The following is a 14,525-nucleotide window of genomic DNA, read 5'->3' as shown; positions in this document are numbered from 1 at the left end:
TGATGAAGGGTTTTTTGTTTTACAAAACTTCTGTACAACAAAACAAACAACAAAAGTGTAGCATTTTTGGGGATCAAACGCAAAACTTGGGGAGGAATGTCAAAATAAAATCAGAAATTTGCAATCTAAGAATTTGATATGACCCCTATAGAGCTATTGAAGTTTATGCTTCCTGATTTTTTAGTTGCCCATTTTGAAGTGGTTTCTTCTACTAATACAGAAGAAATATTACACCTATACTTTGAAGAGAATGCCAAACCTCCGTCAGAATTTAATGGACTTCAGTTAATTTCAAAGGGTTTCCAGGATGAGATCACCATTCAGGACTTTCCTTTGAGAGGGAAGTTTGTGTATCTACACATCAAAAGACGTCGCTGGACCAATAAAGACACAAGTGAGGTCGTTAAAAGAGATTGGAATCTAGTTGCCAAGAGAACCCGTATGACTCAGGATTTTGCGGCTTTTTTAAAAGAAATTAATAGATAAAACTGCTACTGACTGTCGTACCATTGGAGGTTTCTTTGGAGTCAATGGAAAAAAATTACAAAGACAATACAAAAAATATTTAAGCTCCTTTAGTATGTGGGCTCCACGTGAACATGCGCATGAGTGGATTATTTATCCTGAAAATATAGGTACCCACTTGTCAATTGATGAAGTAGCCTTGTCTCAGGGTGAGCTTTTTACTATCGTAACTAATAAGGAAGCTAGAGGTAAAAAAGGTTGCCTAGTTGCTATTATTGCAGGGACAAAGGCAGATCAGGTCATTGAACATATCTGTAAAATTGATTACAAAAAAAGAAGTTGGGTTCAAGAAATAACACTTGACATGGCTAATTCCATGAAGTTGATTTCCAAAAAATGTTTTCCAAAAGCGGTACAGGTTACCGATAGATTTCATGTTCAAAAATTAGCTCTAGAAGCATTACAGGAGATTAGAATAAAATATCGTTGGGAAGCGATGGATACTGAGAATCGATTGATATTACAAGCGAAAAGAGAAAACAAAACTTATCTCCCAGATCTTTTATCGGAGACTCTGTAAAACAGTTGCTCGCCAGAAGTAGATATGTTCTTTATAAATCCCGCGATAAATGGACCGAAAGACAAAACGAACGAGCCCAATTATTATTTGGCTTATATCCCGATATTAAAAAAGCATACAGTTTAACCCAACAACTACGAGGTATTTACAACAATCATAACAATAAACACGTTGCGATGACAAAACTGGCACATTGGTACAGGAATATAGAGGAGTCAGGGTTTAAAAATTTTAATATCCTTTTAAATACTATAACGGTTAATTACCAGTCAATCTTAAACTATTTTGACAATAGAAGTACAAATGCTTCAGCAGAATCTTTTAATGCTAAAGTAAAAGCATTTAGGAGTCAATTTAGAGGAGTGCGTAAAGTAGATTTCTTCTTATTTAGATTATCTAATCTTTTTGGGTAATCCCCAAGTTTTGCGTTTGATCCCATTTTTGGGTACCGCTTCCACATAGTGTAGAAATAAAACTTCTTTTTTAGATTTCAATAAAGCACACCAAACTTCATAAGTCGCTGTAATATAATGGTTAAACATGGGTGTTTAATAAAACGATATGCTTTGGTATAGTTCTTTCATGCTGATTATACAGAGAACAAGTATAACCTATAAAATATAGCATTATGAAAAATTTATTTATAACAACCGCTTTAGTAATCGCCTTATCGTTTAATGCTTCTGCTAACACAGTAACTGAATCCACAACGAATAACACTACTATCCACCAGGAGAAAGAATATAAAAGAATCGACGGATCGGAAGTATCCCAGGAAGCGCTTCAAAATATCTCTAAAAAATATGGAGGTTACAGTATGGATGAAGCGTATGTAGCCGCTGATGGAGAATACAAATTGGTACTCTCGAAAGATGGGCAAAAAGTAACCGCTCTCTTCACCGCTGCCGGTGAATTTGTGAAAGAAGCTTAAAAAAAAAGCACTATAATAGTCCTAACCAAACAACAAAAAGCCAATGATGAAATCATTGGCTTTTTGTTGTTTGTAATTTATTGCGATTAACCGTGAATGGTCTCATTTTTACCATAATTAGTGATAATGGAAGTTTCAAATTTTATCCATTCTTTCCAGCGTTTGTCTACATCGATTTTCTCGATATATTTTCGCGCAAATCCTAAGAAAGTAGTATAATGCCCCGCTTCACTGATCATTAATTCAGAGTGAAATGTTATCCTGGTTATGGATTGATGGTGTGAAAGAGTAATATTGACTGTTAATTTTGCAAAATCATTTTTTATTTTGGATGTTACTCCTGAAGATTCTGGATAGTCTATTATTGAGATAGGGACTTTTTATTGAGATTGATTTAGGATGCTATTTTATATAGAAAATTTAAATAATTTTTCATGAAAGGCCTAAAAATAAAATATGGATGATGGTTTATTGGTCTGAAGAGAATTGAAGTATGCCTGAAATATAGGATTTTTGAAAAATTGAATATTTGGATGCCATTTTAGAGCGGTATTGATGTGTTTTATTTGTCTCTTAAATTCGATATTGAATCTGCATAGTTAGAGAATGACTGATTTTACAAGATGTTTAGGTGATTTAGGATTATAATCTATAAAATAAATTTACAGTTAATTTATTGTTTTCGAGCGGATTAAAATATAATATTAAATAAAACCTAAAAAAAGGGTATTAAAGGCTAGGAAAAGCGGAAAAAGGGGTTACTTTTGCACCCGCAATAAGGGCGAGTTCATAATTATATTGAGATGGGTTTAAGAAAAGGTGTTGAAAAAATACTTTACAAAAAGCTTGTCAGAAATAAAGAGATGATTTACCTTTGCGCTCCGCAAAACACGGGAAGTTCGTTGAAAGATTGAGTAAGTAATAGAAGGGAAAAGGAGGTGTTAAATCTTCCGAAAAAAAAACTTCAAAAAAAGCTTGCGAGATAGAAACGAAAGATATAGTTTTGCAGCCGCTTTGAGAGACAAGCGAAACACAAGAAGACACGTTCATAGACATATTGAATTGACAGCAAATAAGAGAGAGTAAGGCTACTATAAGTAGTAAAGAATACGCTAAAATTTTCGTCGACAAATTATTAAAATTATACGATGAAGAGTTTGATCCTGGCTCAGGATGAACGCTAGCGGCAGGCTTAACACATGCAAGTCGAGGGGTATGGTTCTTCGGAACCAGAGACCGGCGCACGGGTGCGTAACGCGTATGCAATCTACCTTTTACAAAGGGATAGCCCAGAGAAATTTGGATTAATACCTTATAGTATTATTGAGTGGCATCATTTAATAATTAAAGATTTATCGGTAAAAGATGAGCATGCGTCCCATTAGCTAGTTGGTATGGTAACGGCATACCAAGGCAACGATGGGTAGGGGTCCTGAGAGGGAGATCCCCCACACTGGTACTGAGACACGGACCAGACTCCTACGGGAGGCAGCAGTGAGGAATATTGGACAATGGGCGCAAGCCTGATCCAGCCATGCCGCGTGCAGGATGACGGTCCTATGGATTGTAAACTGCTTTTATACGGGAAGAAACCCTGGCTCGTGAGCCAGATTGACGGTACCGTAGGAATAAGGATCGGCTAACTCCGTGCCAGCAGCCGCGGTAATACGGAGGATCCAAGCGTTATCCGGAATCATTGGGTTTAAAGGGTCCGTAGGCGGCCTCGTAAGTCAGTGGTGAAATCTCCCGGCTCAACCGGGAAATTGCCATTGATACTGCAGGGCTTGAATTATTAGGAAGTAACTAGAATATGTAGTGTAGCGGTGAAATGCTTAGATATTACATGGAATACCGATTGCGAAGGCAGGTTACTACTAATATATTGACGCTGATGGACGAAAGCGTGGGTAGCGAACAGGATTAGATACCCTGGTAGTCCACGCCGTAAACGATGGATACTAGCTGTTCGGGTGCAAATCTGAGTGGCTAAGCGAAAGTGATAAGTATCCCACCTGGGGAGTACGTTCGCAAGAATGAAACTCAAAGGAATTGACGGGGGCCCGCACAAGCGGTGGAGCATGTGGTTTAATTCGATGATACGCGAGGAACCTTACCAAGGCTTAAATGTAGATTGACAGGACTGGAAACAGTTTTTTCTTCGGACAATTTACAAGGTGCTGCATGGTTGTCGTCAGCTCGTGCCGTGAGGTGTCAGGTTAAGTCCTATAACGAGCGCAACCCCTGTCGTTAGTTGCCAGCGAGTCATGTCGGGAACTCTAACGAGACTGCCAGTGCAAACTGAGAGGAAGGTGGGGATGACGTCAAATCATCACGGCCCTTACGCCTTGGGCTACACACGTGCTACAATGGACGGTACAGAGAGCAGCCACTGGGCGACCAGGAGCGAATCTATAAAACCGTTCACAGTTCGGATCGGAGTCTGCAACTCGACTCCGTGAAGCTGGAATCGCTAGTAATCGGATATCAGCCATGATCCGGTGAATACGTTCCCGGGCCTTGTACACACCGCCCGTCAAGCCATGGAAGCTGGGGGTACCTGAAGTCGGTGACCGCAAGGAGCTGCCTAGGGTAAAACTGGTAACTGGGGCTAAGTCGTAACAAGGTAGCCGTACCGGAAGGTGCGGCTGGAACACCTCCTTTCTAGAGAAAGACGTAAAATGAAGCTCTTTATGATGTATATGATGCATTACTCTCGCTGTTAGTTCAAATAATACAAATTAAGCAAAAAAACAGAGTCTCGTAGCTCAGCTGGTTAGAGTACTACACTGATAATGTAGGGGTCGGCAGTTCGAGTCTGCCCGGGACTACTATTTTAAGCTTAATTAAAAGGAAATTTTAGAAGTATGAGTATGAATTACCATTAATTCAAAATTCAACATTCATAATTTAAAATTAGGAAATGGGGGATTAGCTCAGCTGGCTAGAGCGCCTGCCTTGCACGCAGGAGGTCATCGGTTCGACTCCGATATTCTCCACAATTCACGTAGAGTGAAAAAAGTTCATTGACATATTGAGATAAGAAAAATATTAAAAAGTAGAAAGCACAATTTTTTACATAGTAATATGTAAAGAGAAAGTACAATAAGCAAAATAAGGGCGTATGGGGAATGCCTAGGCTCTCAGAGGCGATGAAGGACGTGATAAGCTGCGAAAAGCTACGGGGATCGGCACACACGACTTGATCCGTAGATATCCGAATGGGGCAACCCGGTATGTTGAAGACATGCCACACCGATAGGTGAGCAAACCCGCTGAACTGAAACATCTAAGTAGGCGGAGGAGAAGAAAACAAAAGTGATTCCGTAAGTAGTGGCGAGCGAACGCGGATTAGCCCAAACCAAAGTTGTTACGGCAATTTTGGGGTTGTAGGACCACGCGATTTCTTGCGGATAGAATAAGAATTAACTGGAAAGTTAAACCATAGAGGGTGATAGTCCCGTATTAGTAATAGAAGATAAGAATAGTGGTATCCTGAGTAGGGCGGGGCACGTGAAACCCTGTCTGAATTTGGCGGGACCATCCGCTAAGGCTAAATACTCCTGAGAGACCGATAGTGAACCAGTACCGTGAGGGAAAGGTGAAAAGAACCGTGAATAACGGAGTGAAATAGATCCTGAAACCATACGCTTACAAGCGGTCGGAGCCCTTTCGTGGGGTGACGGCGTGCCTTTTGCATAATGAGCCTACGAGTTAACGTTGCTGGCAAGGATAAGTGGTTAAGCCACGGATCCGTAGCGAAAGCGAGTCTGAATAGGGCGCTTTAGTCAGTAGTGTTAGACGCGAAACCGTGTGATCTACCCATGGGCAGGATGAAGCTGTGGTAACACATAGTGGAGGTCCGAACCGGTTGACGTTGAAAAGTCTTCGGATGACCTGTGGGTAGGGGTGAAAGGCCAATCAAACTCGGAAATAGCTCGTACTCCCCGAAATGCATTTAGGTGCAGCGTTAGTTATAAAGTTATATAGAGGTAGAGCTACTGATTGGATGCGGGGGCTTCACCGCCTACCAATTCCTGACAAACTCCGAATGCTATATAATGTTCACTAACAGTGAGGGCATGGGTGCTAAGGTCCATGTCCGAGAGGGAAAGAACCCAGACCATCAGCTAAGGTCCCCAAATATATGCTAAGTTGAAAAAACGAGGTTTGTCTGCCCAGACAGCTAGGATGTTGGCTTGGAAGCAGCCATTCATTTAAAGAGTGCGTAACAGCTCACTAGTCGAGCGGACGAGCATGGATAATAATCGGGCATAAGCATATTACCGAAGCTATGGATTTGTAATTTATTACAAGTGGTAGGGGAGCATTCTAACAGGGCCGAAGGTGTATCGTGAGGTATGCTGGACCGGTTAGAAAAGAAAATGTAGGCATAAGTAACGATAATGCGGGCGAGAAACCCGCACACCGAAAGACTAAGGTTTCCTCAGCTATGCTAATCAGCTGAGGGTTAGTCGGGTCCTAAGGCGAACCCGAAAGGGACAGTCGATGGCCAACGGGTTAATATTCCCGTACTACTGATAACTGTGATGGGGTGACGGAGTGATGAAAGTGTCGCGAACTGACGGAATAGTTCGTTGAAGGCTGTAGCTATATTCTCGATAGGCAAATCCGTTGAGAATGGCAAAGGCCGATAGTACTCGGAGTCTTCGGACAAAGAGATAGTACACCTAAGGGCTTCCAAGAAAAACCTCTAAACTTCAGGTTATTAGTACCCGTACCGTAAACCGACACAGGTAGTCGAGGAGAGAATCCTAAGGTGCTCGAGAGATTCATGGCTAAGGAATTAGGCAAAATAGACCTGTAACTTCGGGAGAAAGGTCGCCAGCGCAAGCTGGCCGCAGTGAAGAGGTCCAGGCGACTGTTTATCAAAAACACAGGGCTCTGCAAAATCGTAAGATGAAGTATAGGGCCTGACACCTGCCCGGTGCTGGAAGGTTAAGAGGAGATGTTATCTTCGGAGAAGCATTGAATTGAAGCCCCAGTAAACGGCGGCCGTAACTATAACGGTCCTAAGGTAGCGAAATTCCTTGTCGGGTAAGTTCCGACCTGCACGAATGGTGTAACGATCTGGACACTGTCTCAGCCATGAGCTCGGTGAAATTGTAGTATCGGTGAAGATGCCGATTACCCGCAGTGGGACGAAAAGACCCTGTGCACCTTTACTATAGCTTAGTATTGACTTTGGATAAGTGATGTGTAGGATAGGTGGGAGACTTCGATCCAGCGTCGCCAGGCGTTGGTTAGTCATTGTTGAAATACCACCCTTTGCTTATCTGAAGCCTAACCCCGTATTGCGGGGGACATTGCTTGGTGGGTAGTTTGACTGGGGTGGTCGCCTCCAAAAGAGTAACGGAGGCTTCTAAAGGTTCCCTCAGTACGCTTGGTAACCGTGCGTAGAGTGCAATGGCATAAGGGAGCTTGACTGAGAGACATACAGGTCGATCAGGTACGAAAGTAGAGCATAGTGATCCGGTGGTTCCGCATGGAAGGGCCATCGCTCAAAGGATAAAAGGTACGCCGGGGATAACAGGCTGATCTCCCCCAAGAGCTCATATCGACGGGGGGTTTGGCACCTCGATGTCGGCTCGTCACATCCTGGGGCTGGAGAAGGTCCCAAGGGTTGGGCTGTTCGCCCATTAAAGTGGCACGCGAGCTGGGTTCAGAACGTCGTGAGACAGTTCGGTCTCTATCTACTGTGGGCGTTAGAAATTTGAGTGGATCTGACTCTAGTACGAGAGGACCGAGTTGGACAAACCTCTAGTGTATCTGTTGTCCCGCCAGGGGCATCGCAGAGTAGCTACGTTTGGAAGGGATAAGCGCTGAAAGCATATAAGCGCGAAACCCACCACAAGATGAGATTTCTTTTAAGGGTCGTGGAAGATGACCACGTTGATAGGCTATAGATGTAAAGGCAGTAATGTCATAGTCGAGTAGTACTAATAACCCGTAAGCTTATGTACGAATCCTCCCGGGGAACCGGGAGGGTGCAACTTTCTAAAAATAGTAAATAAAAATACTTTCTTTATCTCAGTATGTTAAGATATTGTCTGTTGTTTTGCATCAATTTATGGTGTATTAATAATAGAAAGATTGCCCAAAGCAATTGTAACGACTTAAGGTGGTTATTGCGGCGGGGCTCACCTCTTCCCATCCCGAACAGAGAAGTTAAGCCCGCCTGCGCAGATGGTACTGCAGTTATGTGGGAGAGTATGTCGTCGCCTTTCTTTTAAAAACCCTTCATCTATGATGAAGGGTTTTTTGTTTTACAAAACTGTCCCGTCCTGAAATAGCGATACAAAAAAAAACTCAATTATGTCTAAAGAGAAAAATTATGTAAAGCGAACCCAGCGAGATTACAGTATGTCTCTCAAATTGCAAATCGTCCATGAGATTGAACGAGGAGAGTTATCTACACATGGAGCTTGTAAAAAATATGGTGTGCAAGCACGTTCAACAGTTGTTAGTTGGCTTAGAAAATTTGGTAACTTTGATTGGGAAACCCAAACCCCATCTCAAATGGCTAAAACACCTGAACAGCAAATCATGGAACTCGAAGCTAAAGTTACGCTTCTTGAAAAACAGAAAGCTCATCTGGAGCAACAAGTTAATTTTACGGATAAGAAAGCTATTATTTTTGATATGCTTATTGATATTGCAGAGAAAGAATATAATATCGATATCCGAAAAAACTCATCACCCGAACAATTGTCCTATTTAAAGAAGAACAAAAACAAACCTTAGGTTTTACCTGTAGTTTGTTCGGGATAGACAGGCAGGTCTATTATCGTAGCATTAAAAGAAAAATCTTAAAGCAATCAAAGTCTGAACAAGTCATTCTTATGGTAAGAAAGATTAGGATGAAAATGCCTCGTATCGGTACGAGAAAGTTGTATTATTTATTAAACCAGGAGCTTAGAGCATTGAAGATTGGAAGAGATATGTTTTTTAATATCCTCAAAGTAAACCATCTGCTAATATCTCCAAAACGGAGCTATCATATTACGACTAACTCATATCATCGTTTTAAAAAACACAAGAATTTAATTGAAAACTTAAAAATAATACGTCCTGAACAGGTTTGGGTATCCGATATTACATACATCGGAAAAAGAAGTAAGCCCTGCTATTTAAGCTTAGTAACAGATGCATATTCAAAACGGATCATGGGATTTAATGTAGCTACTAATTTAAATGCCGAAAATAGTCTTAAAGCTTTACAAATGGCTCTTAAGAGCAGGAAAAATAGTTGTTTGTCGTTAATCCATCACTCAGATAGAGGTATACAATATTGTTCTGATGAATATCAAAAAGTGATACGCAAGACTAAAAACCTGCGCTGTAGCATGACTGAGTCTTATGATCCATATCAAAATGCGGTCGCTGAAAGGGTAAATGGAATATTAAAACAGGAGTTTTTAGTAGATAGGTATAATGATCAGCAACTTAATATTATTAAGTTAGTAGTTAAGGAATCTATACAGATTTATAATCTAGTAAGACCGCATTGCTCTAATCATATGCTTACTCCGATGCAAATGCATCAGCAAAAAGAAATAGAAATGAAAACCTATAAAACAAAAAACAGAAGTAACCATGAAGCTACTTCTGTCTAAAAAATGTACTTTTATTATTATTAATCCTGTATTGCTATTCTAGGACTAGACAAACTTCTGTATAACAAAACAAACAACAAAAGTGTAGCATTTTTGGGTACGACTTCCCCATAGTGTAGAAATAAAACTGCTTTTTTAGATTTCCATAAAGCATAGGAAACTTCATAAAGTATTGTAATAGAACAGTTAAACGACAAGCTTGAATAAATAGCTGTGTTTGGTATAGTTCTTTCATACTGATTATACAGAGAACAAGTACAACCTTAAAATATAGCATTATGAAAAATTTATTTTTAACAGCCGCTTTAGTAATCGCCTTATCGTTTAATGCCTCTGCTAATACAGTAACTGAAACTACAACTACCAACACTACTATCCACCAGGAGAAAGAATATAAAAGAATCGACGGATCGGAAGTATCTCAGGAAGCGCTTCAAAATATCTCTAAAAAATATGGAGGTTACAGTATGGATGAAGCGTATGTAGCTGCTGATGGAGAATACAAATTGGTACTCTCGAAAGACGGGCAAAAAGTAACGGCTCTCTTTACTGCTGCCGGTGAATTTGTGAAGGAAGCTTAAAAAAAAAGCACTAACAGTTCTAACCAAACAACAAAAAGCCAATGATGAAATCATTGGCTTTTGTCGTTTGTAATTTATTGCGATTAACCGTGAATGGTCTCATTTTTACCATAATTAGTGATAATGGAAGTTTCAAATTCTATCCATTCTTTCCAGCGTTTGTCCACATCGATTTTTTCGGTATATTTTCGCGCAAATCCGAGAAAAGTGGTGTAATGTCCCGCTTCACTGATCATTAATTCACGGTAAAATGCTGCTAATTCGGAATCCTTGATGTTTTCTGATAATATTTTGAACCTCTCACAGCTACGGGCTTCGATCATTGCAGAAAAGAGAAGACGGTCTATTAATGCATCATTACGGCTTCCATCTTTTTTCATGAATTTGAATAATTCATTTACATAATGATCTTTCCGTTCCCTGCCTAGGACAAGCCCCTTTTGCTTGATAATATTATGGACCAATTGTAAGTGATCCAGTTCTTCTTTTGCAATAACTAATAATTCTGTTACAAGGTCTTCCAGTTCAGAGTTATACGTGATGATAGTGATTGCATTAGTGGCTGCTTTTTGTTCACACCAAGCGTGATCTGTAAGTATCTCTTCAATATTCGATTCCACAATATTAACCCAGCGTGGGTCGGTGGCAAGTTTTAATCCTAGCATTTTGTTCTATATTAAGTACACTGCAAAAATACAGCTTTTTATATTGTTATGGGACTACACAAACGCACTATGTCCGGTAATTGCTCTACCCACAATTAATGAATTGACTTCTTTTGTTCCTTCATAAGAATATATGGCTTCAGCATCAGCAACAAATCGGGCGATGTCATATTCAAGAAGAATACCGTTTCCTCCAAAAAGTTCCCGGGCATGGCCTACAATATCCCGCATCCTTGAGGTGCAGAAAACTTTGGCAAGCGAAGCGTGTTCGTCTGCTAAATCACCCTGGTCTTGCATCACAGAAAGCCGGTAGACCATCGCTTGCATGGCTGTAAGGTCGCCCAACATGGAAACAAGCATGCCCTGTACCAATTGGAAACTGGCTATGGGTTTACCAAATTGAATTCTTTCATTTGTATATTTTAGAGCCAATTCATAAGCGCCACGGGCACAGCCAACGGCTTGCCAAGCTACTCCGGCCCGGGTCATTCGCAATACTTTTGCTGTATCTCTAAAGGAATTGGCTTCTTGTAGGCGGTCGGTTTCGGGAACGCTACAATTAGTAAGTGTGATCAGGCCATTTTGTACAGTTCGCAAAGCCATTTTATCTTTCATTTTTTCGACTTCAAATCCTGGATTCTCCTTTTTTACGATAAAACCTTTTACTTTATCGTCATCAAGATCCCTTGCCCAGATAATTGTAATATCAGAAAAGGGGGAGTTACCAATCCACTTTTTCTGTCCATTCAATATCCACTCGTCACCATTCCTCTTACATGTGGTCGTTAATCCTCCTGCGGTACCGGAACCTACAAGTGGCTCAGTTAATCCAAAAGCACCAATAACTTCCATTTTTTGCATTCTGGGTAACCATTCCTGCTTTTGTGCTTCGGAGCCACAAATGTATATCGAACCCATTGCAAGTCCGCTTTGTACACCAAAAAAAGTAGAGATGGAACTATCGACACGTGCCATTTCCATAGCAATAAAACCTTCCAGCAATGCAGAATGCCCGGCGCAACCATAACCCTGGTAGGTAAGTCCGGCAATGTTTAATTCAGCAAATTTTGGGATGATGTCCATCGGAAATTCAGCTTTATTCCAGTATTCGTTTGCGATAGGCTTTATCTCGGTATTCATGAATTCGCGGACTTTAAGTAAAATTTCACGCTCATTGTTTGGAAGTGTTTTTCCTAATTCATAAAAATCACCATTTACTTCAGGAATTACTTTTTCTTTTTGATTGGATTTCATCATTTTCATGAGTTTGGCTAAATCACCATCACTCATTTTTGAAAAGGATTCCATGACTTCATTCAGGTCTACTTTTTTAGAAAGAGCTTCTAATTTACCAAAATCAAGATGTGTAATTATATTTTTTATAGTAGAAAAAGACTTTAATAGACTCATAAATCGTTTTTTTAGTTTCCTCTAAAATACGAAATATCCACTCACAGTCAGGTGTCAAAGATTAAATTTATAAAAACGTTATGATTTACGCAGCAGCATAATGATTTACTCCAAAAGGTTAACGTATAGAAGTTTCTAACATCTTCTTAAAGGTGGCTAATCCTTCACTGGCCTTAGCGGTAATTACAGTACAGGTATTTTGAATTGTAGGGATGGGGGCAGGGTTGGTATCTATATAATAAATCGGGGTAGTATCCGGAGCATAATCGATTAGTCCTGCTGCCGGATAGACTTGGAGTGAGGTACCTATAATCAGGAGAATATCCGCTTTTGCAACGATTTGAGCCGCTTCAGCTATCGCAGGAACATCTTCTCCAAACCAAACTATATTTGGTCTTAGTTGGCTATTTTCGTTGCAGAAGTCGCCTATTTTAATATCAGATCGGCAGTCATAAATCAAATGTTCATTTTTTGAACTTCTTGATTCTAAAAGCTGGCCATGGAGATGGAGGACTGTTATACTTCCTGCTCTTTCATGCAGGTCATCTACATTTTGTGTTATAATGGTAATGGCATAATCTTCCTCCAGTGCTGCAAGTATTTCATGCGCAGGGTTAGGGGATACCGTAAGTAATTGTTGTCTTCTTTTATTGTAAAAATCTAATACAAGTGCAGGATTTTTCCTCCATCCTTCGGGAGAGGCTACTGCCATAACATCATGACCTTCCCAGAGCCCATCACTATCCCTGAATGTTTTGATGCCACTTTCGGCACTAATTCCTGCTCCTGTGAGCGCTACAATTTTCTGTTTCATATCAAAAAAATGGGTTTTGGCGGCACTGTTAAAGTGAACCAAAACCCATTGTAATTAGTAGTTGTTTTATACTTTTCCTAAGGTGTACAATTGTTCTAACGTTGGTGCTTTACTGCCTCCTTCCGGTTCCAGTGTGATTCCAAATGCTTCTGCATCGGCTACATTGGCTACAGAAAATATCTTCAGGTTTTCTGCTGTAAAGTCAGATAATACTCCGATACTTGTTGGGGTAAGCGGATTCAGTTTTAAAGCCCATACCTGGTAGACCTTTCCTTTTGGAGGATCGGGTAAACCTGCAGCGTCAACATAGGCTACCTGGGTATTTTTGTTCCAGTACACTTTTGCTGAAGCCGTAGAATCAATGGCTTGTCCTGCTAATTTGATTGCCATATTATCATCATTTCGTACAATCGCCAATGCCTGGTTGCTGTGCTCATTTTGAGTCTGCACTAAAGCAAGGTTCTGTTCCAAAACACTTTTTTCCTTTAGATTTTGCGCCAGAAGCTGTTCTTTCTGGTTCAGTTGATAGCCAAGTAAGCCAATACCTAAAAGTAGGAGTATAGAAGCAGCCCATCCGATATAACGGAAGGAATTTCGGGATTCTTCTTTTTCCGCGATAGGAATGACTTTACTGTGTTTCTCAATGAGTTGTTTTCTTATTTTCTCATAATTTTCTGCTGATAAATAAGGTGCGAAACTATCGGAAAGGTTGATCACTGCTTTTTCTATAGATAGAATTTCTGCAGCTACTTCCGGATATTTTTTTGCAGATTCGGCTACCTCTTTGTTTTCAGCTTCCGTTAAGGTGCCAAAAACGTAAAGTTCTAAAATCCCAGATTCGATAAGTTCTGTTTTTTCCATTATACTTTTAATAAGTTTCTTAAATCGCTAATACAGTTCCTGTTTTGTGTTTTTACTGTTCCCAACGGCATTTCCAGTGTTTCTGAAGCTTCCTGCTGTGTGTATCCTTTAAAAAATAAAAGATCTAAAAGCTGGATGCATTTTGGTTTTAGCTTTTTCACAAATTCTTTAATTCCAATTGTATCAATTTTGTTTGATAGTGTATTGCTGTTGTCAAGAATATGTACGAAATTATCAGAAGATAAGTTTTTTTTATTATTATTAAATCCTTTGGATCGGAGTTTGTCGATTGAAGCATTACGGGCAATATTCAATAACCAGGTAAAAAAGCGCCCCTTTGATTCGGTATAGCTGTCGATGTTTTTCCATATTTTTATAAAAACTTCCTGGAGTACATCTTCGGATTCTTCTTTATCTTTTAATAGGTTGTAAATGATTCCGTAGAGACTTTTGGAATACATATCGTATAAAAGCTTGAACGCCCTGTCATCTTTTTTGTAAATTAGCGGTAGTAATTCTTCTTGAGTCATAGGTTGTGATTTGTGCTTTACTAAAGTAGAAAATCTATTGATAATACAGATATA

The 14,525-nt window shown here is 40.0% G+C and carries 12 protein-coding genes, 2 tRNA genes, 3 rRNA genes and 1 pseudogene; 12 read left to right on the top strand and 6 right to left on the bottom strand.

The genetic code is table 11. The features are described from left to right. The first annotated feature begins 138 nt into the window (after positions 1–138). From FK004_RS18245 to FK004_RS18235, 4 genes are all read left to right on the top strand, one after another. Positions 139–486 carry an ISAon1 family transposase N-terminal region protein gene (locus FK004_RS18245; RefSeq protein ID WP_108738549.1) on the top strand — a complete coding sequence of 116 codons (348 nt, stop codon included), beginning with the start codon at positions 139–141 and terminating at the stop codon, positions 484–486. Next, positions 479–1,045: an ISAon1 family transposase gene (locus tag FK004_RS19740; protein ID WP_420358902.1), complete on the top strand. Its 567-nt coding sequence runs from the start codon at positions 479–481 to the stop codon at positions 1,043–1,045. Before FK004_RS18245 ends, FK004_RS19740 begins: the two co-directional genes overlap by 8 nt. A gap of 5 nt (positions 1,046–1,050) precedes the next feature. Continuing rightward, positions 1,051–1,458 (top strand): ISL3 family transposase, encoded by a 408-nt coding sequence (locus FK004_RS19735; protein ID WP_420358879.1) that lies wholly within the window; start codon positions 1,051–1,053, stop codon positions 1,456–1,458. Between the two features lie 215 nt (positions 1,459–1,673). Next, a complete protein-coding gene (locus tag FK004_RS18235) occupies positions 1,674–1,976 on the top strand; it encodes a hypothetical protein (RefSeq protein ID WP_108738548.1) in 303 nt (100 codons plus the stop codon). 86 nt (positions 1,977–2,062) lie between these two features. Here FK004_RS18235 and FK004_RS18230 read toward each other — a convergent pair. Then, a pseudogene (locus FK004_RS18230) lies at positions 2,063–2,230 on the bottom strand (tRNA 2-methylthio-N6-isopentenyl adenosine(37) hydroxylase MiaE); the annotation flags it as partial. 891 nt (positions 2,231–3,121) lie between these two features. On the opposite strand from FK004_RS18230, the gene FK004_RS18225 reads away from it, so the two are divergent. The 8 genes from FK004_RS18225 (at position 3,122) to FK004_RS18190 (ending at position 10,191) form a co-directional block, all read left to right on the top strand. Then, positions 3,122–4,637 (top strand): 16S ribosomal RNA (locus tag FK004_RS18225). Positions 4,638–4,730: 93 nt separating this feature from the next. Beyond that, positions 4,731–4,804: transfer RNA gene (locus tag FK004_RS18220), tRNA-Ile, on the top strand. A gap of 94 nt (positions 4,805–4,898) precedes the next feature. After that, positions 4,899–4,972 (top strand) — tRNA-Ala (locus tag FK004_RS18215). A 104-nt stretch (positions 4,973–5,076) separates the two neighbouring features. Further along, positions 5,077–7,957 (top strand): 23S ribosomal RNA (locus tag FK004_RS18210). 154 nt (positions 7,958–8,111) lie between these two features. Continuing rightward, positions 8,112–8,221: ribosomal RNA gene (rrf, locus tag FK004_RS18205) — 5S ribosomal RNA — on the top strand. The 16S, 23S and 5S rRNA genes sit together here with 2 tRNA genes alongside, the layout of an rRNA operon. 88 nt (positions 8,222–8,309) lie before the next feature. Then, a complete protein-coding gene (locus tag FK004_RS19530; protein ID WP_227871586.1) occupies positions 8,310–8,738 on the top strand; it encodes a hypothetical protein in 429 nt (142 codons plus the stop codon). Positions 8,739–8,752: 14 nt separating this feature from the next. Continuing rightward, the gene (locus FK004_RS18200) at positions 8,753–9,610 is read left to right on the top strand and encodes an IS3 family transposase (RefSeq protein WP_262497642.1); all 858 of its coding nucleotides are present in this window, start codon (positions 8,753–8,755) and stop codon (positions 9,608–9,610) included. 278 nt (positions 9,611–9,888) lie between these two features. Continuing rightward, on the top strand, positions 9,889–10,191 hold the full coding sequence (locus FK004_RS18190; protein ID WP_108738545.1) for a hypothetical protein: 303 nt from the start codon (positions 9,889–9,891) through the stop codon (positions 10,189–10,191). Between the two features lie 83 nt (positions 10,192–10,274). Here the strand turns inward: FK004_RS18190 and FK004_RS18185 are convergent, their stop codons facing one another. The 5 genes from FK004_RS18185 to FK004_RS18165 form a co-directional block, all read right to left on the bottom strand. Beyond that, positions 10,275–10,856 (bottom strand): MiaE family protein, encoded by a 582-nt coding sequence (locus tag FK004_RS18185; RefSeq protein ID WP_108738544.1) that lies wholly within the window; start codon positions 10,854–10,856, stop codon positions 10,275–10,277. Positions 10,857–10,910: 54 nt separating this feature from the next. Continuing rightward, the gene (locus tag FK004_RS18180; protein ID WP_108738543.1) at positions 10,911–12,266 is read right to left on the bottom strand and encodes an acyl-CoA dehydrogenase family protein; all 1,356 of its coding nucleotides are present in this window, start codon (positions 12,264–12,266) and stop codon (positions 10,911–10,913) included. A gap of 118 nt (positions 12,267–12,384) precedes the next feature. Next, positions 12,385–13,080, bottom strand: coding sequence for an SIR2 family NAD-dependent protein deacylase (locus FK004_RS18175; RefSeq protein ID WP_108738905.1), 696 nt, complete (start codon positions 13,078–13,080; stop codon positions 12,385–12,387). Positions 13,081–13,146: 66 nt separating this feature from the next. After that, complete coding sequence (locus tag FK004_RS18170) at positions 13,147–13,941, bottom strand: anti-sigma factor (RefSeq protein ID WP_108738542.1); 795 nt, start codon at positions 13,939–13,941, stop codon at positions 13,147–13,149. Beyond that, the gene (locus FK004_RS18165) at positions 13,941–14,471 is read right to left on the bottom strand and encodes an RNA polymerase sigma factor (RefSeq protein ID WP_108738904.1); all 531 of its coding nucleotides are present in this window, start codon (positions 14,469–14,471) and stop codon (positions 13,941–13,943) included. Before FK004_RS18165 ends, FK004_RS18170 begins: the two co-directional genes overlap by 1 nt. Between the last annotated feature and the right edge of the window lie 54 nt (positions 14,472–14,525).

Source organism: Flavobacterium kingsejongi (assembly GCF_003076475.1).
In the GTDB taxonomy this organism is placed as follows: domain Bacteria; phylum Bacteroidota; class Bacteroidia; order Flavobacteriales; family Flavobacteriaceae; genus Flavobacterium; species Flavobacterium kingsejongi.
This window is presented reverse-complemented; position numbering and strand designations above follow the sequence as displayed.